This is a genomic window from Pseudomonas sp. EA_35y_Pfl2_R5 (assembly GCF_963970805.1).
Taxonomy (GTDB): Bacteria; Pseudomonadota; Gammaproteobacteria; order Pseudomonadales; family Pseudomonadaceae; genus Aquipseudomonas.
Map to the genome: position 1 here is coordinate 250,687 of NZ_CAXAOW010000002.1, position 25,720 is coordinate 276,406.

Here is a 25,720-nt window from a genome sequence, read left to right on the forward strand (position 1 = left end):
CACGCGGGAGACAAGCATGGCGCAGTATGAACCGGGGCAACGCTGGATCAGTGACAGCGAAGCGGAGCTGGGGCTGGGAACCGTTCTGATGCAGGACGGCCGCATGCTCACCGTGCTCTACCCGGCCACCGGCGAAACCCGCCAGTACGCCCTGCGCAATGCGCCGTTGACCCGCGTACGCTTCTCCCCGGGCGATGAAATCACCCATTTCGAGGGCTGGAAGCTGACCGTGCAGGAAGTCGACGACGTCGACGGGCTGCTGGTCTATCACGGCCTCAATGCCCAGCATGAAAGCGTCACCCTGCCGGAAACCCAGCTGTCGAACTTTATCCAGTTCCGCCTGGCCAGTGACCGCCTGTTTGCTGGGCAGATCGACCCACTGCCCTGGTTCGCCCTGCGCTACCACACTCTCGACTACACCAGCCGCCAGTTGCAGTCCAACCTCTGGGGCCTGGGCGGCGTGCGTGCGCAGCCTATTGCGCACCAGCTGCATATCGCTCGCGAAGTCGCCGACCGCATCGCCCCGCGCGTATTGCTGGCCGACGAAGTAGGCTTGGGGAAAACCATCGAAGCCGGCCTGGTGATCCATCGCCAACTGCTCTCCGGGCGCGCCAATCGTGTGCTGATCCTGGTACCAGAGAACCTTCAGCACCAGTGGCTGGTAGAAATGCGCCGGCGCTTCAACCTGGATGTCGCGCTGTTCGACGAAGAGCGCTTTATCGAAAGCGACGCCAGCAACCCGTTTGAAGACTGCCAGCTGGCGCTGGTTGCACTGGAATGGCTGTGCGACGACGAGAAAGCCCAAGACGCGTTGTTTGCTGCTGGCTGGGATTTGCTGGTGGTCGACGAAGCGCATCACCTGGTCTGGCATCCGGAGCACGCCAGCCGCGAGTACGCGCTGGTTGAACAACTGGCCGAAGTGATTCCCGGTGTGCTGCTTCTCACCGCCACCCCGGAACAGCTTGGCCAGGACAGCCACTTCGCCCGCCTGCGCCTGCTCGACCCGAACCGCTTTCATGACCTGGCCGCCTTCCGCGCCGAAAGCGAGCACTACAAGCCGATTGCCGAGGCCGTACAGGAGCTGCTGGATAAAGGCCGCCTGTCCGATGCTGCGCACAAAACCATTCACGACTTCCTCGGCGCTGGCGGTGAAGAGCTGCTAAGCGCCGTCAACAGCGGCGACGGCGAAGCTTCGGCGCGTCTGGTGCGTGAGCTGCTGGATCGTCACGGTACTGGCCGCCTGCTATTCCGTAACACCCGCGCCGCCGTGCAGGGTTTCCCGGATCGCGAGCTGCACCCCTACCCGCTGGCCAGCCCCGATGAATATATGGAGCTGCCGATTGGCGAGCACGCTGACCTGTACCCGGAAGTCAGCTACCAGGCGCAGCCGGATGTCGATGAAGAACAGCGCTGGTGGAAATTCGACCCGCGCGTCGAGTGGCTGATCGACACCCTGAAGATGCTCAAGAAGTTCAAGGTGCTGGTGATCTGCGCCCACGCCGAAACCGCCATGGACCTGGAAGACGCCCTGCGTGTGCGTAAAGGCATCCCGGCCACGGTGTTCCATGAAGGCATGAGCATCCTTGAGCGCGACCGCGCAGCCGCCTATTTCGCCGACGAAGAGTTCGGTGCCCAGGTGCTGATCTGCTCGGAAATCGGCTCGGAAGGTCGCAACTTCCAGTTCGCCCACCATCTGGTGCTGTTCGACCTGCCGGCCCACCCGGACCTGCTTGAGCAGCGCATCGGCCGCCTCGACCGGATCGGTCAGAAGCACCGCATCCAGCTGCACGTGCCGTACCTGGAAAACAGCCCGCAGGAACGCCTGTTCCAGTGGTATCACCAGGCGCTGAATGCCTTCCTTGCCACCTGCCCAACCGGCAACGCCCTGCAGCACCAGTTTGGCAGCCGCCTGCTACCGCTGCTGGAAAGTGGCGACGACGATGAATGGCAATCTCTGGTCGACGAAGCCAAGACCGAGCGCCTACGCCTGGAAGGCGAGCTGCACGCCGGCCGCGACCGCTTGCTGGAGCTTAATTCCGGCGGTGCCGGTGAAGGCGAAGCACTGGTCGAGGCGATTCTTGAGCAGGACGACCAGTTTGCCCTGCCAATCTATATGGAGCAGTTGTTCGACGCCTTCGGCATCGACAGCGAAGACCATTCCGATAACGCGCTGATCCTGCGCCCCAGCGAAAAGATGCTGGATGCCAGCTTCCCGCTGGGTGACGACGAAGGCGTGACCATCACCTACGACCGCGACCTCGCACTGGTGCGCGAGGACATGCAATTTCTCACCTGGGAACACCCCATGGTGCAAGGCGGCATGGACTTGGTGCGCTCCGGCTCGATGGGCAACACCGGCGTTGCGCTGATCAAGAATAAAGCGCTGAAACCTGGCACCGTGTTGCTGGAACTGCTGTATGTCAGCGAAGTGGTGGCACCACGCGCGTTGCAGCTGGGCCGCTACCTGCCGCCTATCGCCCTGCGCTGCCTGCTGGATGCCAACGGCAACGACCTGGCGGCCAAGGTCTCGTTCGAGAAGCTCAACGAGCAGTTGGAAACCGTGCCGCGCGCCAGCGCCAACAAGTTCGTCCAGGCCCAGCGTGACAGCCTCAACCCGCTGATCAACGCCGGCGAAGGCAAGGTCGCCGAACGCCACACGGCGCGCGTCGACGAGGCCAAGCGGCGTCTGGCTGCCGAAACCGACGAAGAACTGGCCCGCCTGATCGCCCTGCAAGCGGTCAACCCAAGTGTGCGTGACAGCGAACTCAAGGCCCTGCGCCAGCAGCGCGAACAAGGCCTGGCCATGCTCGACAAGGCGGCGTTGCGTCTGGAGGCCATTCGCGTACTGGTTGCGGGTTAAGCAGCATTGGCTACTGACCGTTGAAACGTAGGCGAGGCCGCCGAGACAAGGCGAAAACAGGCGAGGAAGCAGAGTTTACTGCTGTAAATGAGCATTACTCTTTTCACTCGCCCTTCGGGCCGCGCTAAAGCGCGTTAGCCACAAGAGGCTTACCGAGCCTGTTTTCAACGCAGTATCGGCAACGCAGGTAGTTTCAACGGACTGCTAGAGTCAGAAGCAATACTTCTGTCACTCCAGCCCACAGGAGCTCCCCGTGCCTGCACGCGCCACCTCGCGCCGGTTTCGCCACAGTCTCGGCGGGCTCTGCCTGCTTGCGCTGCTCCTGCTTCCTTTGCTGCATCTGTGGCCCGCGCTAAACGGGCTCAATAACGCTCACCTCGACTGGCTGATCCGCCAACGCGCAGCGGAACAGACGCCTGACCCACGTCTATTACTGATTGATATCGATGACCTGAGCCTGCAAGTGCTGGCCGGTGAAGCCGGTAAATGGCCGTGGCCACGCTCGCTGCATGGCGAGCTGCTGGAATACCTGCTCAGCCAACAGCCCAAGGCTGTGGCTTTCGACATCCTGTTCAGCGAACCCGATCAGTTCAACCCGGACGCCGACAGCTACTTTGCCGAAGTGCTGCAACGCAGCGCCAACACCTACCTCGCCGCCCTGGTTCAGCAAACAGAAAAAGGCAGCCAGCCGCCACTGCTGCGCGACTATCCCGCAAGCACCTGGCAAGCGCCCGGGCAACGCGGTGCGGAGGATCAACGCGGCCTACTCCTGCTGCCCAACGCCTTCCCCAACGAACTCTGGCGCCTGGGCAGCATCAACTTTCGCCCCGACAGTGACGGTATCGGCCGGCGCTATGAGCTGTACCGCAGCTTTGCCGACTGGCGCCTGCCCAGCCTGCCTGCGCGCATCGTGCATGACCTGACCGGCAACGTGCCGCAGCAACAGAACCTGCTGCTGGACTGGCCCGGCACCAGCCGCCTGCCCTACCCCCGCCTGCCCTACGCCGCCGTACTGGCAGCAGCGCGCAATCAGGGTGAGCCGCTGGCAGCCGAACTATTCAAAGACCGCATCATCGTTATCGGCACCACCGCCGCTGGCCTGCACGACCTGCGCCCGACACCGCTGGATACCCTGTATCCCGCACCGTTTATCCTGATGACCGCCATCGATAACCTGCTCAACAACAACCAGTTGCACGAAGCAGAGAGTTGGCTGGAGTTGCTCGGCCCACTGCTGCTATTGCTCGGCCTGAGCCTTCTGCTGCTACGTGAGCAGTTACCAGCAGCCTTTGCCCTGTGCCTGCTCGGCAGCCTGGCGCTGTTTGCCGGCAGCTATTGGCTGGCCTTACAGGGCCTGCTGCTCGGCGTGCTGCCGGGGCTGATCTGCCTGTGGCTGCTCCTAGCTATCGCGCTCGCGCTGTTCTACCTGCGCAGGCGCCAGCAATTGCAGGACACCATTCGCCTGTTCAGCCGCTTTATGGACCCCGAGGTAGTCAACCAGCTGGTATCACGCGATGACCCGGAAGCCTTGCTCGCGAGTAAGGAATGTCAGCTGACGGTGTTGTTCTCGGATATCCGCAGCTTTACCACCCTCTCCGAGCAGCACACGCCAACAGAAATCGTGCACCTGCTCGAAGGCTATTTCAGCAGTCAGGTGGAGGTGCTGTTCAAGCACCAGGCGACCCTCGACAAGTTTATCGGCGACGCCATCATGGCCTTCTGGGGCGCGCCACTGGACAACCCGCAGCAGGCCGACCAAGCCATACTCGCCGCCATGGAAATGCTGGAGAATCTCGACGCCTTTCGCCGCGACTACAACTGCCCGGACTTCGACATAGGCATCGGCCTGCACACAGGACCAGCGGTCGTCGGCCTGGTCGGCGCAAAACAGCGCTATGACTACACTGCAATAGGCGACACGGTGAACCTGGCCAGCCGCATCGAAGGGCTGACCAAGGGCCGCGCCCATCTGCTAATTTCTGCCACCACCCGTGAGGCCTGTACCCTCGATCTGGACTTCGTGCCTCAGGGCGAACACCAGGTAAAAGGTCGCGCCGAAGCCGTAATGCTCTTTGAGCCGCGAAGGAGACATGATGAATAAAGGCCTCTGCAGTGCCCTTGCGGCGCTGGTATTCAGCTTCTACGGCTTTTCTGCGCTGGCCGAGGTACGCCTGGCGCATACCCTGCAAGACAGCGCCCTGCGCGCCGAGCCCAACGCCTCGGCTGCCAATGTGGGTCAGGTCGGCAAACAGACGCAGGTCGGGGTGCTGGAGCGCCAGGGCGGTTGGTACCAAGTGCAAACATCCAGCGGCCAGCGCGGTTGGTTGCCACTGCTCAGTCTGCGCTTTGCCAAGGACACGCAAGCCAGCCGCAACAATGACCTGGGCAGCCTACTCAAACTCGGCAATCAAGCCTCTCCCGCCAGCGGCGTAGCCACCGGTATTCGTGGCATCAGTGACGAAGAATTGCGCAGCGGCAGTGCCAACACTTCGGCCAGCGTGCAAAGCCTGGATGCCTTCGCCGCCAGCCCGGGCGAGGCGCGCAGCTTCGCTCAACAAGGCGGTCTGCGCAGCCAGAACCTGCCCTACGCCCGCTAACACGCCGCAAGGAGAGTGACATGCAAACAGCCGTATTACTCAAATGCGCCAGCCTGCTCGGCCTGATCGTTAGCCTCAGCGCCTGCCAGGGCTTGGAAGGCATGCAGATCCAGGGCGTCGATCTGGGCAAACTGGCCAGCGCCGGCCAGCACCTGACCAACATGGGCGAGAAAAGCGTCGATGAAGAGCGGGTAATTGGGCAGAACACCGCCACCATTCTGCTGAGCAAGGCAGCTGTGCTGAACAACCCGCCGCTGCAGGCCTATGTCAATCGCGTCGGGCTGTGGGTCGCCCAACACAGCGAACGCCCCGATCTACCCTGGCGTTTCGTCGTACTCGACAGCCCGCAGGTGGCCGCCTACGCCGCACCCGGCGGTTACGTGTTCATCACCAGCGGCATGCTGACGCGAATGAACAGCGAGGCCGAGCTTGCAGGGGTATTGGCCCATGAAGTGGCCCATGTGGTGCAGCAGCATCACCTCAAAGCCATTCAACAACAGGCGCAAACCGGCCTGCTGACCGACCTTGCCACCCTCGCGGTGCAAGCCGGTGCCGCCAACAAAGGCGGTAGCCAGGCCGGCGAGCTGACCGACCGTTTTAGCCGCAGCGTCAGCGACCTCTACAGCCGTGGCCTGGACCGTGGGGATGAATACGAAGCCGACGCCATGGGCGCGGTAATCGCCACCCGCGCCGGCTATGACGCCTACGGCCTGGCCGGCGTGCTACAGACCCTCGGCACCACCCGGCAGAACGATGCAGCGCTCACCAGCTTCCTCAAGGTGCACCCAGGTATCGACGATCGCCTGCAACGCTTGCAACCGGTCTATCTGTATATCGATAAGAACGCCAGCGGCCAGACTCAAAGCCTGGATGCCCGCTATCAGCAGGCGCTTAGAAGCAAACGTTAGAGGTAAAAAGCCACTTCATAACCTGCTTTTGATATCGCGAGCTAGAGCGAGCCTGTTTTTAACGCACTATCGCCGACGCGCAGCAGATCCAAAGCAGGTTCTCAGTGGGTGTGGGGATGCTCAAGGGTGCACGACGGCTCGTAATCACACACGTGATGGCTAAACGGTGAGGTGGTGTGCGAGCCCGGCGCGCCCGTCACCTGGAAGCAACGGCTGGCGATAAACAGCTGCACCAGCTCGGCATCGAGCAAACCGCTCTGCGCCTCACTCTTGAGAATATCCAGCGCCCGTTCCAGCGGCATTGCCGGTTTGTAGGGGCGATCAGCTGCGGTCAGGGCATCGTAGATATCGCAGATCGTCATGATTCGTGAAGCGCAGGGAATTGCATCGCCAATCAAGCCTTTCGGGTAACCGCTGCCATCGAGTTTTTCGTGGTGTGCGCCTGCGATATGCGGCACGCCTTGCAGGTCTGGGGTCCAGGGAATCAGGCTGAGGAACTGCTGGGTGTGCACCACATGCCGCTCAATCTCTTCACGCTCGGCCGTGGTCAGGCTGCCCTTGCGCACGGCCAGCGCGCTGAACTCACTCTCGCTAAGCAGGCTGACCAAGCAATTGCCGGGGGCCTTGACCAACTCGCCCTGCACTTCCTGCAGATGCTGGAAATCGCCCTCACTGAGCATGCTCGGCTCGTTGGCCTGGATGATGTTGCTCAGGTAGCGCTCCAGGCGCTCGCACTCATAGGCCAGCTCGGCCTCCAATTGCAGGCGCCGCTCATCGCTCAAACCGCCCTGATGGCGGTAGGCATGCAGCATCTTGCGCAGGGTCTGGTTGTGCAGATTTTCTTGAGCCAAGGCGACGCGATAACGCAGGTTTTCCAACACTGGTTCAGGCAGTTTCTTGGCTTTGACCAACACGTGCTCGCGCACGCCCACCTTGCCAAAGTCATGCAACAAGGCCGCGTAACGTAGCTCGCGTAAGCCATCGACGCTCAGCGCCTGCTCGCGCAACCGGGCTTCCGGAGCATGGGGCAACTGGTTGGCCAGGGTCAGGCACAGCTCGGCCACGCGGAAAGAGTGGCCACTGGTGGTGGGATCGCGTTGTTCAATGGCAAACACCGAGGCCTGAACGAAGCCGTCGAACAGCCTACTGATGTCATCCAGCAACTGGCGATTCTCAATGGCCACCGCCGCCTGGCTGGCCAGCGCACGCAGTGATACAGCGGTTTCTTCGTCGAAGGCAATCAGCTCCGGTTCAAGCTGGCCGCGGCCCTTACGCTGGCGGTTGATAAACTCCAGCACGCCGACCACTTCATGGCGATGATTGCGCATCGGAATCGCCAGAATCGACATGGTGCGATAGCCCATCTGCAGGTCGAAGGAACGGTTGAAACGATACGGCGCATCGGCGGCAATCGCATACACGTCCTCGATATTCAGCTCGGTACTGGTCAGCGCCACGTAGCCGGCAATCGAGGCCTTGCTCAACGGCATGCGCTGGTCCTGAAAGCTGTTCTGACTGAGCGTACCGTTCTGCGTCAGCTTGAAGATCAGTTGCGCCGGCGCATCCGGACGGCGGCTGACCAAAAACAGCGAGGCCGCATCGCTGTTGGACAAGCGCCGCCCTTCGATCAGGATCTTTTCCAGCAAACGGTCCAGATCACGTTCGGCCGACAGCGCCAGGCCCACGTCCACCAGCTTGCTCAGGTCATCATGTTTGCCGGCCAGGGCGGCGGCCAGTTGTTCGGTTTGATGACGCAGGCTGTACTGCTCACCGGCAAAGCGCAGCAGCGCCGACAGCTCCTCGACACTGGCATGCGGCGGCAACGGCAAGACACCGGGCTGATCCATGCAACCCACCAGAATCGCGCCACAAGCCAGCCAGTCGGACAACGGCCGCAGCGCCAGCAGCCGCTCGTCAAGCAGCACCAGCGCCAGGTCATCCGGTAACTCGTCAGGCGCGTCAATCGCCTGCAAGGCCAGCGGGCACTGGGTCAGAATGTTGTAGAGGGGGTGTTCGACAAGCGCATTGCTGTGGCCCAGCACAAGGCGGGAAGTGCCCATGGTGGTTGTCCTCAGTCGCAGTTGCGTGGCAGCAGTGCGACTGAGTATTGCACAGGATTTCACAGCCCACCCGACCGCCCAGCATGCGCCGGACGGCTCGGCAAAACGGCTTAGCTAGCGGGCTGCAGCTGCATGCCCTGCTGCATTGTTGTGGCGTCGGCTACGAAGCAGCGCGAGGCCTGTAACAGCGCCACCATCGTCAGCATCAAGGCCACCGGGATCAGGTACATGGCGTTGTGCAGGCCGACAGCCTTGAAGGTTTCGTTCATTTCACTGGCCCCGGCAGCGAGCATCGCCGCATGGGAGTAGTGATCCGACAGCATGCCCACCGCCAATGGGCCAAGGCCGCCGCCGAGCAGGTAAAGGCCGGCGAAGAACAACGCCATGGCCGTGGCGCGCAGACGCGGCTCGATCACATCCTGAATCGCGGTGTAAACGCAGGTGTAGAAGTTGTAGGCAAACAGCCAGCCAATGCTGAACAGCGCCACAAACACGGCGATTTCAATCCGCCCGGCCAACAGGGCGTAGCCCGTGGCGACGGAGGCGATCAACATACTCAGCGCGGCAAACAGCAGTCGCCCGGTCTGCCAGCGCTGGTGGATCTTGTCCGCCAGCCAACCACCGAGGGTCAGGCCGACCAGGCCGGTCAATCCAACGATTACCCCGGTGGCCATCGCCGCCTGCTCCAACGGCATCAGGAAGTAGCGCTGCAGCATCGGCACCATGAACGAGTTACAGGCATAGGTGGCGAAGTTGAAGGCCAGGCCGGCCATCACCAGCCACCAGAAGGTACGGATCGCCAGCACCTTGCGTAACGGTTTGTCCACCGGTGTAGTGCGCGATTGCACCCGCTCGGCCGCACCGCGCTTAGGCTCTTTGATAAAGAACATAAACAGCGCGAGGATCAGCCCCGGCACCGCCGCGATAAAAAACGGCGCCCGCCAGCTATCGAACGCCTTGACCATCGCGCCAATGGTGAAAAACGCCAGCAGCAAGCCGATCGGCAGGCCGAGCATAAAGATGCCCATGGCTCGCGCACGCTTGTGCGCCGGGAACAGATCGCCGATCAGCGAGTTAGCGGCCGGCGCATAGCTGGCCTCACCAATACCGACGCCCATGCGAATCAGCAGGAAGCTCCAGAAGTTCCAGGCCAGGCCGTTGACTGCGGTCAGGCCGCTCCAGACTGCCAGGCCCCAGCCCATGATCTTGCGCCGCGCGCCGGTATCGGCCATGCGCCCCAGCGGAATGCCGGCAATCGCATAGACGATGGTAAAGGCAGTACCAATCAAACCCAGCTGCAGGTCACTGAGACCCCATTCCATACGGATCGGCTCGATGATGATTGCCGGAATGGTACGGTCAAAGAAATTGAACAGGTTGGCAAGAAAAAGCAGGAATAGAATGCGCCAGGCATTCGCCGCTTGTAGGGACTGCTGCTGCATGGAATCCATCTCTTGTTGTTATCGAAGCAGGTCGGTGGCGCATGGCCAACCGCCGTATCCAGCATGTGCAGGTGCAATCTAGAGCCTTGCGTCTATGCTGTCTGTGACTATTTGTTGCGTGTATGCCGGGTAATGGCCGCCCGCGCAACCACGCAGATCACAAAGCGAATGGGAAAAACTCCGGATATGCCTCAGTAAAACCGGGTGAAACAGCGAGATTTTCCATTTTTCATGCTACAAACAGGCCTGTTGAGTGAAATGTGGCCATTTGCCTCTCCACCCTCGTTAGCCGCCGGACTGTCTCTAAATGAAAACAAAAAAAGACGCTGTGACCACCCCTGCGACCGAAGCCACACTGGCTGACCTGGCTGATACCCTACTCGCCCCCCTCGAGCGCCCCTCCCCGCTCAAGCCCCCCATGCGGCTGGACAGCAGCGGCGAGCAGTACATGTATTTCACCGAGCGCGACATTGATCGCATCCTCGATAACCTCGACGGCCTGCGCAGCCTGGTGTTCCCTCCAGCCCCGCAGGATGAAGACAATGAGCGGCGGGTGCAGCACTTCCCCTCCGTCTGCCTGATCGGCCTGGGCCGTTGCGGCTCGAACATCGCTTTGGATGTCGCCTCACTGGTCTACAACGCCCGGCAGTTCTACCTGAGCGAATTCAATAACGAAGAAAAAGCCGTGGCCGAGCAGGATTTCCGCCCCACACGCTGGATTCGCAGCAACCTGCTGCGCGCGCCGAGCAAGGACAGCAAGCCGGTGTTCCTGATCGAGCCCCTGGTGATGCTCGGCGACCTGGACAAGGACATTGAGGGGCGCATCCGCTTCTCTCGCAAGGGTGAAACCAGCGGGTTCCTCAGCGACTACAGCAAGATGAAGATCATGGACCTGTCCGAGGTGCATGCGGGTGGTGCCGGTAACGCGCCGATCCTCGGCCAATACCTGGCCAAGATCATCCTCAACAAGGACACCCAGCGCTTCACCAATGAAGACTGGAAGTTCATCCACAGCTACCTGATCGATTCCTGCGGCATTAAGGCCAACCAGTCGCGCCTGTACTTCTACATCTTCAGCGCCGGCGGCGGCACTGGCTCGGGGATGGCTTCGGAATTCGGCCTGGCTCAGCAATTTGCCTACATGAGCAAGACCTTCGACATCAAGAACTTCGATGAAAACCCGGAGAACCGCGACCACAGCTTCGTTTTCGAGCCAATTTTCACCAGCGGTATTTGCATCCTGCCGAATATCTCCGACCAGCGCAGCGAGATGTCCGAAGCCCTGCATATCAACGCAGGCCGCCTGCTGTGCAAGTACCTGGCCGAAGAATGGGACTTCTCCTACAACTTCGACAACGAAGAGAACAGTGAAGCCAGCGTGATGCGCCGCATCCGCCCATGGAACGCGATGATGCTGATCTCCAACGACATCATGCGCTACGCCGAAGAGAGCGACGACGGCAACATCCAGAACATCGACGTCAACGCCATGGAGCGTCACGCCAACCAGTACATCTCACAGCAGATCTTCAACATCCTCACCGCCCAGGCAGTGACCACCGACTACGACCAGAATTACTTCCGCCGCGCCGGCATCGACATCGGTGAAACCATCCGCCTGGACGCCAACGACCTGTTTATGAGCCTAGCCGGCCCGGTGGCCGTGGCGTATGCCGAATCGGTGGTGCCCGAGCAAAGCGCGGCCACGCTGGAGAAATTCCGCGTGCTGGACAAAGAACCATCGCGGCTGAATATCGACGACCTGTTCTTCCGCTCCATCGACCTGCCGCACTTCAACAAGGTGACCCAGGCCATCGAGGGCATCAGCCTGCTGCCGATCGAGTCCAAGCGTTACCGCGAAGCGCTGGATGAGTACAAAAAGTCCGACTATAACGCCGCCAAACTCAGCGACCTGCACTTCTTCAAGAACTGCTCTTCGGTGGTGTCGATCGTCTCGCTGCCGAAAGACTACAAGCTGTCCTATATGGACCTGAACCGGCTCAAGACCCACCTCAACAGCCTGTTCCCCAACACCACGTTGAAGCGCTATGCCCTGGTGATTGGCGCCTCGGCCAACCTGTCACTGACCACCCTAATCGCCAAGAGCCCGTGCCTGTCGGATGACTTCCTGACCCTGATCGTGGCCTTTATCAAGCGCTGCTTCGCCCGCGACCCGCACCGCTTTGACGAGAGCCTGGACAACGCCATTCTCGACTTCATCATGAGCGATGAGTTTGACGAAGTGCGGGTCGACGCCATGCTCAACGAGTTTGAGAACCCGGCGAAGATCCTCGATACCAACTGGTATGCGATCAAGCCGATGTACGAGAAGAAGTACCGCGAGCTGATCCACGATCAGGACAAGTTCGTCTCAATCAACGATATCCGCCTGTCACGCGACAGCGTGAAGAAAGCGATCAAGTACCTGCGCGAGATCTACCGCCACCGTATTGGTAAAACCCGGGTTATCTCGCTCAACAAGTACGCCGAAGATACGCCCGAGTAAGCCACTGCTACCTGCAACCCGAACCGTCGGGTTGCAGGTAAACGTCTCAGGCCGCTCGCCATTCACTCAACCAGCCCAAGCTGGCGTGGGTGCCCGCCTCTCCCGGTCGATATTCGGCCGCCAACCAGCCCTGATAACCATTGTCACGCAGAGCCGTCAGTAGCGGCGCAAACTGCAGCACGCCAGTGCCCGGCGCACCACGACCTGGATAGTCAGCAAACTGCACGTGGCCAATACGCCCAGCCAGCAAAGCGATACCTGCCTGCACATCCAGGCCTTGGCGCGCCATATGGTAGAGGTCGTACTGCACAGCCAGATTGGGATGAGCCACGGCTTTGAGCAGCGCATCCAGCTGTTCCGGGGTGTTGATCAGAAAGCCCGGCATATCCAGCGGATTGATCGCCTCCACCACTACGCCAATACCCAACAACTGAAAGGCTTCGGCGGTCTTGTGCAGGTTGTCGACCAGGCAAACCAGCGCCTGTTCAGGCTCAACACCTTCGGTTGGGCGTCCCGGCAGTACGTTGACCAACGCCGGTCGCACCATGGCGGCGTAGCTCAGTGCATCCTGTAGCGCCGCATCAAACTCGGCCTGGCGTGCAGGCACGGCGGCTAGACCGGCCCCGCCGCTCATCAAATCACCAGCCGGCAGATTGATCAGGCGTAGAGGCATACCAGCAGCAGCCAGCGCCTCTTTCAGGGCAATGGCCGGCAGCTCGTAGGGAAACTGGATTTCCACGCCATCAAAGCCCGCAGCGGCGGCAGCCACTACTCGCTCGATCAGCGGTAGCTCGCTAAACAGCAGCGACAGATTAGCTGCGATCTTCATGGCTGTGACTCTCGATGCTGTGGCTCCCGATACAGCTGTACCAAAGTCGCCGGATCACACTCCAGATTGCCCTGACTGCCGTGCTGACGCATCAGTTGCGCGGCCAGGCCACTGAGCGGTGTGGAGGAACCGATCTGTTGCGACAGCTTGACCGCCGTATCCAGATCCTTGAGCAGGGTGCGCACATGCCATTTGACCGGTTCGAACTGGCTCTCGGCCATCTGCGGTGCAAGAATCTGCAGCGGCTTGGAGTCGGCGAAACCACCAGCCAACGCCGGGGCGATGAGGCTGGCATCGACCCCGGCCTGTTCCGCCAGGGCCACCACTTCGGCGATCACCAAGGCATTACAAGCGACGATCATCTGGTTGCACACCTTGGTCACCTGGCCCGCGCCGACATCACCCATGCGCGTCAGGCGTTGCCCCAGGTGCGCGAGAATCGGCCGCACCCGCTCGATATCCTCAAACCGGCCACCAGCCATGATCGCCAATGTGCCATTGGCCGCGCCCGGTGTACCGCCGGAAACCGGCGCATCGACCCAGTGCATGCCGCAGCGGGCGTGCAACTCAGCAGCCATCTCGCGGGTAGCGGCCGGCTCCAGGCTGGAGAAATCCACCAGCAGTTGGCCAGGTTTGCCCGTTTCCACAATCCCGCTAGGACCAAACACCACTTCGCGCACGACCTCGGTGTTGGCCAGGCAAAGCATAACGATATCGGCCTGAGCACAGAGCTGCGCCGGGTTGGCCACCGTTTGCGCGCCCAACGCCTGCAGTGGCGCGCACTTATCAGGGGAACGATTCCATACGCTCAGCGGATAACCAGCGGCCAACAGGCGCTGGGTCATAGGCAGCCCCATCAGGCCAATACCAGCAAATGCCAAAGCAGGAAGGGAGGTGGACATAGGCAGACTCCGACTCATTGATGGCCGCCATCTTAACCCAGCGGCGGAACCTGTCCCTCCAGTCAACGCCCGAGCAACGACCTACAGGCCGTCTTTTTCCAGATGATCAAGATTGACCGGCTCGCCGCTATGCGCACCGAGCTTGGCGCGAATATCTTCGAACATCAGGTCGTACTCGGCGTGGCTACGCATGATCAGGCTGTTGTTGGTCGGCAGCCCATGCTTGTGCGCCAGGCGCGTGGCCACACTGGCGAAGTTGTAGGCAGTATCGCGGTGCAGCTCGAAGATCTCTTCAAACGCCTTGCCATCCACCTGCCCCTGCATACGCATATGCAACATTGGGCCTTCGGTTGGGTCCTGGCGCACTTCGTAGTGGAGATCAACGCTAAACAGCGGTGCGTCGTCCGTAGCCAAGGTATTGGCGCGATGTAAATGTCCGGGTTCAAACATGCTGGCAGCTCCTGCAATCAGTCTGTGGTGCTGCCAGCATAGTTACTCAGGATGACTCAAGGTGCACGCGCCAGATCAGTGCAGCGGCGCCCGCTCGCTACGCTCCTGCACCAACACCCAGGGCGCCACGACCACAGCCCACAGCTCTGGATCGCGGTTTAACAAGTATTCGGCGCGGCTATCATCAGCCTTGCTCAAGATACCCGCGGCCAGCCAGGCGGCGACTTTCCCCTCATCGTTCTGCGCCACCGCCTGCGCCACTTCGATCAGGTCTTGGCTGCCGTCGACCAGCAGCAAGGCGCCGCGAGCGAAGAAAGGTTGCAGCTCCTGCCAACTAATAGCTGCAGTTTCACCAAGCAGCTTGGCATAGAGGGTGCTAGGTTGTTCTGTCATGGATTGCCCTGTCATGGATGGCCGCTTTTTGAATCGGCCGCCATGATAGCGTCGACCAGCCCGCTGGCAAATTCGCAACGCAGTGCGCGACGTTGCCAGCGGCGATCAAGACACGCCGTTTTTCTATACATTTATTGCGTTAAAGCGACACCCCAGGGTTTTGCCCCCAGCAAGCCGCTTTTCAAGCCGCGAAGCCGCGCTCTACACTGCACCGGTACAGTTGCCGGGGGGATGACCGGGGAAACAACCCGGTTCTGCAGCTTTGGCCGCCAGAACTACAACAATGAAAACCAATAAGAGTGGAGCACTATGAACAAGGCTACTAAGCAGATTTCCAAACTGTTTGCCGCCATGGCCATGGCTGGCGTTGCCAGCTACTCGGTAGCGGCTGACACCATCAAAATTGGCCTGGCAGGCCCAGTCACCGGCGCCGTCGCGCAATACGGTGAAATGCAGTTCATCGGTGCCAAGATGGCCATCGAGCAGATCAACAAGGCCGGCGGGGTGAACGGCGCAATGCTCGAAGGCGTGGTGTATGACGACGCTTGCGATCCGAAGCAAGCCGTTGCCGTAGCCAACAAGATCGTCAACGACGAAGTTAAGTTCGTGGTTGGCCACCTCTGCTCCAGCTCCACTCAGCCAGCGTCGGACATCTACGAAGACGAAGGCATCCTGATGGTGACTGCGGCGTCCACCAGCCCGGACATCACCGCTCGCGGTTACGAGCTGGTGTTCCGCACCATCGGCCTGGACAGCCTGCAAGGCCCTACCGCCGGTAACTTCATCGCTGACCACGTCAAGCCAAAAGCTGTTGCCGTGATCCACGACAAGCAGCAGTACGGTGAAGGCATTGCCACCGCGGTCAAGCAGACCCTGGAAAGCAAAGGCACCAAAGTGGTTCTGTTTGAAGGCATCAACGCCGGCGACAAGGACTTCTCCGCGATGATCGCCAAGCTCAAGCAAGCCGGCGTGGACTTCATCTACTACGGTGGCTACCACCCAGAGCTGGGCCTGCTGCTGCGTCAGTCGGCTGAGAAAGGTCTGAGCGCCAAGTTCATGGGCCCTGAAGGCGTAGGCAACAAGGAAATTTCGGCCATTGCTGGCCCGGCTTCCGAAGGCCTGCTGGTAACCCTGCCGAAGTCGTTCGACCAGGACCCACGCAACCAGGCGCTGGTTGATGCGTTCAAAGCCAAAAATGAAGACTCCAGCGGTCCGTTCGTGTTCCCGGCTTACGCCGCGGTACAAGTAATCGCCGAAGGCATCACCAAGGCTGGCGATACCGACACCGCTAAAGTGGCCGCAGCTCTGCGCGCCAACAGCTTCGATACCCCAACTGGCAACCTGGCCTTCGATGAGAAGGGCGACCTGAAAGACTTCAGCTTCGTGGTTTACGAATGGCACCAGGACGGTACCAAGACTGAAGCCAAGTAAGCACTTCGCCTGAACCCAAAACCCACTGCTTCGGCAGTGGGTTTTGTTTATTAGAAGAAATTCCGGTTGCACGCTGCGCCATAAGCGCTGACGTGCGTGACAACCCAGGAGTTAGGCAATGCCTGATCTTTATCACTACCTGCAACAGCTGGTTAACGGTCTGACCGTTGGCAGCACCTATGCCTTGATCGCCATCGGCTACACCATGGTTTACGGCATTATCGGCATGATCAACTTCGCCCATGGCGAGGTTTACATGATTGGCTCGTACGTAGCCTTCATCGTGGTTGCCGGCTTGGCCATGTATGGCCTGGACAGTTTACCCATCGTGATGATTGCGGCCTTTGCCGCCAGCATCATTGTCGCCAGTGCCTATGGCTACAGCATCGAACGGGTCGCCTACCGCCCTCTACGCGGCGGCAACCGTTTGATTCCGCTGATTTCCGCCATCGGCATGTCGATCTTCCTACAGAACTTGGTGCTCCTCTCCCAGGACTCCAAAGACAAATCGATTCCCAACCTGCTGCCGGGCAACTTCATCTTCGGTGAAAGCGCCATGAATGGCGTGGTGATTTCCTATATGCAGGTGCTGATTTTCGTCGTCACCTTCTTTGTCATGGTCGGCCTGACGCTGTTTATCTCCCGTTCACGCCTGGGCCGCGCCTGCCGCGCCTGCGCCGAAGACCTGAAGATGGCCAACCTGCTGGGCATCAATACCAACAACATCATCGCCCTGACCTTCGTTATCGGCGCCGCGCTGGCCGCTGTGGCCGCCGTGCTGCTGGGCATGCAATACGGTGTGATCAATCCGCACCTGGGCTTCCTCGCCGGAATCAAGGCGTTCACCGCAGCTGTACTCGGCGGTATCGGCAGCATCCCTGGTGCAGTGCTCGGTGGCCTGCTGCTGGGTGTGGCCGAAGCCTTCGGCGCCGATATCTTCGGCGACCAGTACAAAGACGTGGTGGCGTTCAGCCTGCTGGTACTGGTGCTGCTGTTCCGCCCGACCGGTATCCTCGGCCGTCCGGAGGTTGAAAAAGTATGAGTACCTCCATTAAGAAAAACCTCAAGACCGCGATCTTCAGCGCCCTACTGGTGCTCGCCGTGGCCTACCCGGTTATCGGCCTGAAACTCTCCACGGTCGGTATCAAGCTCGAAGTACAGGGCGCTAGCCCGGCGGTTCTATGGACCATCTTCGGCTGCTCGATTGCCATGTTCTTCTGGCAATTGTTCCGTAACCACCTGAGCGCCGCCTGGAGCCATGCGCCCAAGCTGCCGAGCATGCCGGGCAAAGCCAGTGAGTTTCTCACCCTACCCTCGACTCAGCGCTGGATCGTTCTTGGTCTGATCGTCGTTGCCCTGGCCTGGCCGTTCTTCGGCTCGCGCGGCGCGGTGGATATCGCCACACTGATCCTGATCTACGTGATGCTCGGCCTCGGCCTGAACATCGTGGTCGGCCTGGCCGGTCTACTCGATCTCGGCTACGTGGCCTTCTACGCCGTGGGCGCTTACAGCTACGCGCTGCTGTCGTTCTACTTCGGCCTGAGCTTCTGGATCTGTCTGCCGATTGCCGGCCTGATGGCGGCGTTCTTCGGCTTTATCCTAGGCTTCCCGGTGCTGCGTCTGCGCGGCGACTACCTGGCCATCGTCACCCTGGGTTTTGGCGAGATCATCCGCATCCTGCTGAACAACATGACCTGGCTGACCGGTGGCCCCAACGGCATCGGCTCGATCCCCAAGCCAACGCTGTTCGGCCTGTCGTTCGATCGCAAGGCCGCCGAAGGCATGCAGACCTTCCACGAGTACTTCGGGGTGGCTTACAACTCGATCAACAAGGTGATCTTCCTCTACCTGATCGCCCTGTTGCTGGTGCTGTTGACCCTGTTCGTGATCAACCGCCTGCTGCGCATGCCGATCGGCCGCGCGTGGGAAGCCCTGCGTGAAGACGAGATTGCCTGCCGCGCCCTGGGTATGAACCCTACCGCGATCAAGCTCTCGGCCTTCACCATCGGCGCTTGCTTTGCCGGTTTCGCTGGCAGCTTCTTCGCCGCGCGCCAGGGCCTGGTTAGTCCGCAGTCGTTCACCTTTATCGAGTCGGCGATCATCCTCGCCATCGTCGTCTTGGGTGGCATGGGCTCGCAGCTCGGCATCATCCTCGCGGCAATCGTGATGATCCTACTGCCGGAGCTGGCACGTGAATTCAACGAATACCGCATGCTGATGTTCGGCGCGCTAATGGTATTGATGATGATCTGGCGTCCGCAGGGCCTGCTGCCCATGCAACGTCCGCACCTGGAGCTGAAGCAATGAGCCGCTCGATCCTGGAAGTAAGCGGCCTGTCCATGCGCTTCGGCGGCCTGCTGGCCGTTAACGGGGTGAACCTGCAGGTTGCAGAAAAACAAGTGGTGTCGATGATCGGCCCCAACGGCGCCGGCAAGACCACCGTATTCAACTGCCTGACCGGCTTCTATCAGCCCACCAGCGGCAGCATTCGCCTCAATGGCGAGCAGATCGAAGGCCTGCCTGGCCACAAGATCGCCCGCAAAGGCGTGGTGCGCACGTTCCAGAACGTGCGCCTGTTCAAGGACATGACCGCGGTGGAAAACCTGTTGGTGGCCCAGCATCGCCACCTCAACACCAACTACCTGGCGGGCCTGCTCAAGACCCCGGCGTTTCGCAAGAGCGAGCGCGAGGCCATGGAGTTCGCCGCGTATTGGCTGGATCAGGTCAACCTGACCGAATTCGCCAACCGTACAGCCGGCACCTTGGCATACGGTCAACAACGTCGCTTGGAAATTGCACGCTGCATGATGACCCGCCCGAGCATCCTGATGCTCGACGAGCCAGCCGCTGGCCTCAACCCACGCGAGACCGACGACCTCAAAGCACTGATCCGTGTACTGCGCGATGAGCACAATGTCACCGTGCTACTGATCGAGCACGACATGAAGCTGGTCATGAGCATTTCCGACCACATCTATGTGATCAACCAGGGCACGCCCCTGGCGGACGGCACGCCGGAGCAAATCCGCGAAAATCCGGACGTGATCAAAGCCTACCTGGGGGAAGCGTGATGCTGTATTTCGAGAACGTTTCCACCTTCTACGGCAAGATCCAGGCGCTGCATGACGTCAACGTCGAAGTCCGCCAGGGTGAAATCGTCACCCTGATTGGCGCCAACGGTGCCGGCAAGTCGACTCTGCTGATGACCCTCTGCGGCTCGCCCCAGGCGAGCAGCGGCAGCATCCGCTACCAAGGTGAAGAGCTGATTGGCCAGGACACTCCGAGCATCATGCGCAAGAGTATTGCCGTGGTGCCGGAAGGTCGCCGGGTGTTCTCCCGCCTGACCGTGGAAGAAAATCTGGTGATGGGCGGCTTCTTCGGCAGCAAGGCCGACAATCAGGAGCAACTGGACAAGGTTCTGCACCTGTTCCCGCGCCTGAAGGAACGCTTTGCCCAGCGCGCTGGCACCATGTCCGGCGGTGAACAGCAGATGCTTGCCATCGGCCGTGCACTGATGAGCAAGCCCAAGCTGCTGCTGCTCGACGAGCCGTCACTGGGTTTGGCACCGATCATCATCCAGCAGATCTTCGACATCATCGAACAGCTGCGTAAGGAAGGTGTAACGGTGTTCCTGGTCGAGCAGAACGCCAACCAGGCGCTCAAGCTGGCCGACCGTGGCTATGTGCTGGAAAACGGCAGGATCGTTATGCAAGGCAGCGGTCATGACCTGCTGAACGATCCAAAGGTACGTGACGCCTACCTAGGCGGCTAACGCTCAAACAACAGCCCTTCGGGGCTGTTGTTCATTATGCGTAGGCGCAGTGTTCGTCTGTGCACTCCAACGCACTGCTATAACCGCCAAACGGCGCTGGCATTTTGTCTGAACGATGAGCCCTCAAGTCAGTCGGTATAAAAGAACCCGACGATTTATAGGAGCTGCACATGCTGAAATTTCTCGGTAGCACCATCGGCATAATTTTCCTTATTGGCCTGCTGGTTGTAATCGGACTGTTCATGCTGGTGTTCTGATTTGTCCTAATCGCTCGCCCCGATACCACTTACTCAAGCGCTGCTGACGGCAGCGCTTGAGTGATAAAAGCCCCTCTTCACCCCTCGCCCTTTCAACGGACATGCCGTCCATTACTCAACTTCAGGTTTGACGCGGCAGTTCATGGCTAAGGTTCTCCATGACGTGATCGCGGACAAACGTATCGCAATGTTCACTAGCAACTAGCGCGGCGCCGATTTTCCGCACCGTTCACCTGATTGAGCCGCGCACAATGTTCGCGGGCAGTTACAATAGCCGCCCAATTCTGCTGACGAACCCCGTTATGACCGAGCCAACCCGTCTGTCCAAACGCCTGATCGAAGTGATCAGCTGCTCGCGCCGTGAGGCCGAACTGTATATCGAAGGCGGCTGGGTCACGGTGGATGGTGTGGTCGTAGAAGAGCCGCAATTCAAGGTCACCGAGCAGCGCGTTGAACTGCTACCCAATGCAGTGTTGGCGCCGGTCGAGCCGGTCACCCTGCTGCTGAACGTGCCCAATGGCCACAACCCCGATCGCGCAGCGGAAGGCATTAACTCAGCCAGCCACTGGCCGGAAGACGGCTCAGGCATTCGTCCACTGAAAGGCCATTTCGCCCGCCTTATCTCCTGCATCCCCCTACAAGCCGGTGCCGATGGCCTACATGTACTGACCCAGGACTGGCGCATCGAGCGCAAGCTCAAGGAAGACCTGAGCAAGCTGGAGCAGGAATATGTGGTCGAGGTCATCGGTACCTTGAGCGCCAGCCAGCTCAAGCGCCTGGCTCACGGTTTGACCTTCAACGGCGTGGCATTGCCGCCGTGCAAGGTCAGCTGGCAGAACGAAACCCGCCTGCGCTTCGCCCTGAAGAATCCGCTGCCCGGGCAGATCGTCTTTATGTGCAACAGCGTCGACCTCAAAGTGCTGGGCATGAAGCGCATCCGTATCGGCGGCGTGCCGATGGCCAAAGTCCCCGCGGGCCAGTGGCGCTACCTGGCAGGCAAAGAACGCTTCTAATTTTTTAGCTGATGCGTCTTGCGTATCAGCCCATTTCAGGACCACCCCATGCTTAATAACGACGTACTGCGCAGCCTGCGCTACACCCTAGACATCAGCGATGCGCAGATGCTCGAGATCATCCAGCTCAGCGGCAAGCAGGTCGCCCTCGACGACCTCGCGGCCATGCTCAAGAAGGATGATGAAGAAGGCTTCACCCCTTGTGACGACGAGCTGATGGCACATTTTCTCGACGGCCTGGTGTACTTCAAGCGCGGCAAGGACGACAGCCGCCCGGCGCAGCCGTTCGAGCTGCCGATCACCAACAATATGGTACTGAAGAAACTGCGCGTGGCTTTCGAGCTGAAGGAAGACGACATGCACGCGATCATGAACAGCGTCGACTGCCCGGTTTCCAAACCGGAGATGAGCGCGCTGTTCCGCAAGTTTGGCCACAGCAACTACCGCACCTGCGGCGACCAATTCCTGCGTAACTTTCTTAAGGGGCTGACCCTGCGCGTTCGCGGCTAAGTCCCAGCGCCTCACTGCCATGCCTGCCCGCATGGCAGCGTATTTCCACGGGCAATGATGACTGCCATGGCGCAGCCAGATGATTAGGGTAGTGGCACTCATCCGCTAAAAGGATTCGCCATGCACCCTTATTTCAGCCTGCAAGGCCGCACCGCCCTGGTTACCGGCGGCACCCGCGGCATCGGCAAGATGATTGCTAAAGCCTTTGTCGAAGCCGGCGCTACCGTCTATGTATGCGCCCGCGACGGCGAGGCTTGCGCGCAGACCGCTGCCGAACTGTCGGCCCTAGGCTCCTGTCACGGCATCGCCGCCAACCTGGGTAGCGAAGAAGGCGTGCAGGTGTTGGCAGAGCAGCTAACCAGCAAGATCGACAACCTGGATATCCTGGTCAATAACGCCGGCACCACCTGGGGCGCGCCACTGGAGAGCTACCCGGCCAAGGGTTGGGAAAAGGTCATGCAGCTCAATGTGACCTCGGTGTTCAGCTGCATCCAGCAATTGCTGCCGCTGCTGCGCAAAGCCGGTAGCGCGGCGAGCCCAGCACGGGTGATCAATATCGGCTCGGTCGCCGGCATCACCTCCCACGGCGAAGACGCCTATGCCTATGGTCCGAGCAAAGCGGCGCTGCATCAGCTGTCGCGCATGCTGGCCCGTGAGCTGGTCGGCCAACATATCAACGTCAACGTAATCGCGCCGGGGCGCTTCCCGAGCAAGATGACCCAGTTTATCGCCCAGGACGATGCGGCCATGGCCGAAGACTGTGCCTTGATCCCCATGCAGCGCTGGGGCCGCGAAGAGGAAATGGCCGCTCTGGCCATCAGCCTCGCCAGCACCGCTGGCGCCTATATGACCGGCGCGATCATCCCCATCGACGGCGGCTTTCACCTCTAGAAGCACTTGACCGCAACTGCCGCACATCTGTAGGAACCGCGGGATGCCTAATCCATGCGTGCGAATCGCCGGCATGGCCGGCTCCTATGCGACGGCGGTAAACGGTCTGTGACGCGACACGAGTCAGGTACTATGGCGGCGTTTTCCTGCCGATCATGCCGCCATGTCCTACTCCGTCTCCCCCATAGGTTTTATTCGTTCCTGCTTCAAGGAGAAGTTTGCCATTCCGCGCCAACCGCAACTGGCACCGGCGGCCCGTGGCGTGCTGGAACTGATCGCCCCTTTCGATAACGGTGATGCCGTACAGGGGCTGGAGCAGGTCAGCCATGTCTGGCTAGTGTTTTTGTTTCACCAGGCCCTAGAAGACAAGCCGCGTCTCAAGGTGCGCCCGCCTCGCCTGGGCGGTAATCAGTCGGTCGGCGTATTCAGCACTCGCGCCACCCACAGGCCCAATGGCATCGGCCAGTCAGTGGTCAAGCTGGATCGGATAGACGCCGGCAAGCTGTGGCTGTCCGGTATCGACCTGCTAGACGGCACCCCGGTGCTGGATATCAAACCCTACGTGCCCTATGCCGACAGCGTCGCCGGAGCCTACAACCGCATCGCCGACAGCGCGCCGGCGCTGATCGAGGTCATCTGGCAGGGCAACGCGCTGACCCAGGCCCATGAGCATGGACAACGTCTGAGTGAACCGCTGGTCGAGTTGATCGAGCAGTGTCTGGCCCAAGACCCGCGCCCGGCCTATCAACAGCCCAGCCCTGAACGCCGCTATGGCGTGCGCTTCTGGGATGTCGATGTGCACTGGCATTACCCGCAACCGGACAGTATTTGTGTGCTGGAAGTCGTGCCGGCGGGTTGATCCAGTGACGCGCATAGGCTGAACAGCTATTTTGTCTTATATTTACCAGATAAATGTATACAAAATAGGATGCTTACCATGCTCGAACGCCCCGGTCGCCTTAACGGCTTACGCCACATCGCCCTGCTGGTCCCCAATCTGGAAGCCTGCGAGCGCTTCTACGTGGATATTCTTGGCATGCAGGTGCTGCACCGCGCCAATGAAGATTTGGTCTACCTGACCTGCGGCAACGATAACCTCTCCCTGGGCCGCGCCTTTGTGCCCAGCAGCGGTGAGCAAGCGGTGGATCACTACGGTTTTATCGTCGATAGCATTGACGAGTTGCATGCCTGGCATGCCTACTTTAAAGCGCAAGGGGTAACCCTGCTCGACCGTCCCTTTGCCCATGGCGACGGCGCGCACAGCTTTCATTTGCTCGACCCCGCCGGTAACAAGGTGCAGCCGATCTACCATCCGGCCGTTTCCGGGCAGCGCTTCAGCAGCGAGCAATAGCCTGTCAGCACTGCGCTGGCTCAAGGTCCTACACTGGTTAAATGCCAGACACCTGCAGGCCGCAATCAAGCGTTCACTCTTCGGCACCATGCGGGTATGGTGAATAGGCCGTACTGCCAAAGCGCCAGCACCGGCCCAGCTGAACCATCATCACCATCAATACAATGTGAGCGCATGAAAACCAGCACCTACGTGCCGACCGAGAACCTTGTCGATTTGCTACTCGACGCGATCTGCGTGGTCGACAAACATGGACGCTTCGTTTTTGTCAGCGCCGCATGCCAGCGCATTTTCGGCTACAGCGCAGATGAGATGATCGGCCAGGTGATGATCGAGATGGTGCACCCCGAAGACCGCGCGAAAACCCTGCAGGCCGCCAAGGAAGTAATGGCCGGCGCGTATAAACCGAACTTCGAGAACCGTTATCTGCGCAAGGACGGCAGCACCGTGCACATCCTCTGGTCCGCGCGCTGGTCGGAGGATGACCAGGTACGTATCGCCGTCGCCCACGACATTAGCGAACGCAAGCGCAGTGAAGCCCTGCAGACCGCGCTATACGGCATATCCGAAGCCGCCCATTCGGCCAAGGACCTGCTCGGGCTGTTTCAGCAGGTGCACCAAATCATTGGCGAACTGTTGCCAACTATCAGTTTTTCCGTGGCGCTGTACGATGAACAGAGCGACGAGCTGAGCTTCCCCTACCCCGCCGAACAACCGCCAGCAACAGCTGCGGATACGCGATTGAATGCCGCAGCACTCACCGCGCAAGTGATTCGCAGCGGCAACACCCTGCTGCTGTCCAGCCCCTGCCCGACACAGACTAAAACCCAACATAGCTGGCTGGGCGTACCGCTACGCTCACATCGTGGAATTATCGGCGCACTGCTGGTGCAAAGCAGCGCCTCTACTCGCTACAGCGAACGGGACCGAGAGCTGCTGCAGTTTGTCTCGACCCAGGTGGCCACAGCCATCGAGCGCCAACAGATGCACAGCCGCCTGCAGTTTATGGCGCAGTACGACCAACTCACCCAGTTGCCCAACCGCGAATTGCTGCGCGACCGGCTGCACACGGCCCTGGCCCGCGCGCGCCGCGAGCAGTCGCAGGTAGCGCTGTTGTTTCTCGATCTGGACAAGTTCAAACAGGTCAACGACAGCCTCGGCCATGCCGCCGGCGATCAACTGCTGCAAGGCGTCGCCCAACGTATCCAGCTGTGCCTGCGCGAGGCCGATACAGTGGCACGCTTTGCCGGTGATGAATTCGTCGTGCTGCTGGAAGACTTTCACTCGGCCGATCACGCCAGCGTGGTGGCCGAAAAAATCCGCCAGAGCCTCAATCAGCCCTTCGAGCTGTGCGGACAGAGCCAGACCATCCTGCCGAGCATCGGCATCGCTCTGTATCCGCAACACGCCCAGGATGAACAGCAACTGCTGCAACACGCCGACAACGCCATGTACCAGGCCAAGCAGAAAGGCGGCAACTGCGCGTATAGCGCCCTTGAGCTGGAATAAGCGCGTATAAAAAACCCGCCGATTGGCGGGCTTTTGATG

General features: G+C 60.3%; 23 protein-coding genes. 17 read left to right on the forward strand and 6 right to left on the reverse strand.

All coding sequences use genetic code 11. The features are described 5' to 3' along the window. Positions 1 to 16: 16 nt before the first annotated feature. The 4 genes from rapA to AACX99_RS05110 all read left to right on the forward strand — a co-directional run bounded on the left by rapA (position 17) and on the right by AACX99_RS05110 (position 6,365). Positions 17 to 2,860 (forward strand): RNA polymerase-associated protein RapA, encoded by a 2,844-nt coding sequence (gene rapA, locus AACX99_RS05095; RefSeq protein WP_339410002.1) that lies wholly within the window; start codon positions 17 to 19, stop codon positions 2,858 to 2,860. A gap of 253 nt (positions 2,861 to 3,113) precedes the next feature. Continuing rightward, positions 3,114 to 4,961, forward strand: coding sequence for an adenylate/guanylate cyclase domain-containing protein (locus AACX99_RS05100; protein WP_339410003.1), 1,848 nt, complete (start codon positions 3,114 to 3,116; stop codon positions 4,959 to 4,961). Then, complete coding sequence (locus AACX99_RS05105) at positions 4,954 to 5,457, forward strand: SH3 domain-containing protein (protein ID WP_339410004.1); 504 nt, start codon at positions 4,954 to 4,956, stop codon at positions 5,455 to 5,457. The genes AACX99_RS05100 and AACX99_RS05105 overlap by 8 nt, the downstream gene beginning before the upstream one ends. Before the next feature lie 20 nt (positions 5,458 to 5,477). Next, entirely contained in the window at positions 5,478 to 6,365 is an 888-nt protein-coding gene (locus tag AACX99_RS05110; RefSeq protein ID WP_339410005.1) for a M48 family metalloprotease, read from the forward strand. A gap of 101 nt (positions 6,366 to 6,466) precedes the next feature. Here the strand turns inward: AACX99_RS05110 and AACX99_RS05115 are convergent, their stop codons facing one another. Both AACX99_RS05115 and AACX99_RS05120 read right to left on the reverse strand, forming a co-directional pair. Then, positions 6,467 to 8,425, reverse strand: a complete 1,959-nt coding sequence (locus AACX99_RS05115) for an HD domain-containing phosphohydrolase (RefSeq protein WP_339410006.1) — start codon at positions 8,423 to 8,425, stop codon at positions 6,467 to 6,469. A gap of 110 nt (positions 8,426 to 8,535) precedes the next feature. Then, on the reverse strand, positions 8,536 to 9,867 hold the full coding sequence (locus AACX99_RS05120; RefSeq protein ID WP_339410007.1) for a spinster family MFS transporter: 1,332 nt from the start codon (positions 9,865 to 9,867) through the stop codon (positions 8,536 to 8,538). Positions 9,868 to 10,285: 418 nt separating this feature from the next. Here AACX99_RS05120 and AACX99_RS05125 point away from each other — a divergent pair, with 418 nt between their 5' ends. Next, a complete protein-coding gene (locus AACX99_RS05125) occupies positions 10,286 to 12,373 on the forward strand; it encodes a hypothetical protein (protein ID WP_339410568.1) in 2,088 nt (695 codons plus the stop codon). A 46-nt stretch (positions 12,374 to 12,419) separates the two neighbouring features. Here AACX99_RS05125 and AACX99_RS05130 read toward each other — a convergent pair whose 3' ends face one another. The 4 genes from AACX99_RS05130 to AACX99_RS05145 form a co-directional block, all read right to left on the reverse strand. Beyond that, positions 12,420 to 13,202, reverse strand: a complete 783-nt coding sequence (locus tag AACX99_RS05130) for a hydroxypyruvate isomerase family protein (protein WP_339410008.1) — start codon at positions 13,200 to 13,202, stop codon at positions 12,420 to 12,422. Beyond that, entirely contained in the window at positions 13,199 to 14,104 is a 906-nt protein-coding gene (locus AACX99_RS05135) for an NAD(P)-dependent oxidoreductase (protein ID WP_339410010.1), read from the reverse strand. Before AACX99_RS05135 ends, AACX99_RS05130 begins: the two co-directional genes overlap by 4 nt. Positions 14,105 to 14,185: 81 nt before the next feature. Then, positions 14,186 to 14,554, reverse strand: a complete 369-nt coding sequence (locus tag AACX99_RS05140; RefSeq protein WP_339410011.1) for a DUF5064 family protein — start codon at positions 14,552 to 14,554, stop codon at positions 14,186 to 14,188. 75 nt (positions 14,555 to 14,629) lie between these two features. Then, on the reverse strand, positions 14,630 to 14,947 hold the full coding sequence (locus AACX99_RS05145) for a DUF2288 domain-containing protein (RefSeq protein WP_339410012.1): 318 nt from the start codon (positions 14,945 to 14,947) through the stop codon (positions 14,630 to 14,632). 309 nt (positions 14,948 to 15,256) lie between these two features. Between AACX99_RS05145 and AACX99_RS05150 the strand changes: the two genes are divergently transcribed. From AACX99_RS05150 to AACX99_RS05200, 12 genes are all read left to right on the forward strand, one after another. Further along, positions 15,257 to 16,378, forward strand: coding sequence for a branched-chain amino acid ABC transporter substrate-binding protein (locus AACX99_RS05150; protein WP_339410013.1), 1,122 nt, complete (start codon positions 15,257 to 15,259; stop codon positions 16,376 to 16,378). Between the two features lie 118 nt (positions 16,379 to 16,496). Further along, the gene (gene livH, locus AACX99_RS05155; protein ID WP_339410014.1) at positions 16,497 to 17,420 is read left to right on the forward strand and encodes a high-affinity branched-chain amino acid ABC transporter permease LivH; all 924 of its coding nucleotides are present in this window, start codon (positions 16,497 to 16,499) and stop codon (positions 17,418 to 17,420) included. Further along, entirely contained in the window at positions 17,417 to 18,685 is a 1,269-nt protein-coding gene (locus AACX99_RS05160) for a high-affinity branched-chain amino acid ABC transporter permease LivM (protein WP_445261835.1), read from the forward strand. Before livH ends, AACX99_RS05160 begins: the two co-directional genes overlap by 4 nt. Further along, positions 18,682 to 19,449 (forward strand): high-affinity branched-chain amino acid ABC transporter ATP-binding protein LivG, encoded by a 768-nt coding sequence (gene livG / locus AACX99_RS05165; RefSeq protein WP_339410016.1) that lies wholly within the window; start codon positions 18,682 to 18,684, stop codon positions 19,447 to 19,449. The genes AACX99_RS05160 and livG overlap by 4 nt, the downstream gene beginning before the upstream one ends. Beyond that, entirely contained in the window at positions 19,449 to 20,150 is a 702-nt protein-coding gene (locus AACX99_RS05170) for an ABC transporter ATP-binding protein (protein WP_339410017.1), read from the forward strand. Before livG ends, AACX99_RS05170 begins: the two co-directional genes overlap by 1 nt. 170 nt (positions 20,151 to 20,320) lie before the next feature. After that, positions 20,321 to 20,407, forward strand: coding sequence for a hypothetical protein (locus AACX99_RS22130; protein WP_442963444.1), 87 nt, complete (start codon positions 20,321 to 20,323; stop codon positions 20,405 to 20,407). A 302-nt stretch (positions 20,408 to 20,709) separates the two neighbouring features. Beyond that, on the forward strand, positions 20,710 to 21,420 hold the full coding sequence (locus AACX99_RS05175; RefSeq protein ID WP_339410018.1) for an rRNA pseudouridine synthase: 711 nt from the start codon (positions 20,710 to 20,712) through the stop codon (positions 21,418 to 21,420). Positions 21,421 to 21,468: 48 nt separating this feature from the next. Further along, positions 21,469 to 21,930: a YehS family protein gene (locus AACX99_RS05180; RefSeq protein WP_339410020.1), complete on the forward strand. Its 462-nt coding sequence runs from the start codon at positions 21,469 to 21,471 to the stop codon at positions 21,928 to 21,930. Positions 21,931 to 22,050: 120 nt separating this feature from the next. Further along, positions 22,051 to 22,821, forward strand: a complete 771-nt coding sequence (locus AACX99_RS05185) for an SDR family oxidoreductase (RefSeq protein ID WP_339410022.1) — start codon at positions 22,051 to 22,053, stop codon at positions 22,819 to 22,821. Positions 22,822 to 22,984: 163 nt separating this feature from the next. After that, positions 22,985 to 23,680, forward strand: a complete 696-nt coding sequence (gene tsaA / locus AACX99_RS05190; RefSeq protein WP_339410024.1) for a tRNA (N6-threonylcarbamoyladenosine(37)-N6)-methyltransferase TrmO — start codon at positions 22,985 to 22,987, stop codon at positions 23,678 to 23,680. Between the two features lie 78 nt (positions 23,681 to 23,758). Beyond that, the gene (locus AACX99_RS05195; protein ID WP_339410025.1) at positions 23,759 to 24,172 is read left to right on the forward strand and encodes a VOC family protein; all 414 of its coding nucleotides are present in this window, start codon (positions 23,759 to 23,761) and stop codon (positions 24,170 to 24,172) included. 174 nt (positions 24,173 to 24,346) lie between these two features. Then, positions 24,347 to 25,681, forward strand: a complete 1,335-nt coding sequence (locus tag AACX99_RS05200) for a diguanylate cyclase domain-containing protein (protein ID WP_339410026.1) — start codon at positions 24,347 to 24,349, stop codon at positions 25,679 to 25,681. Positions 25,682 to 25,720 lie beyond the last annotated feature (39 nt).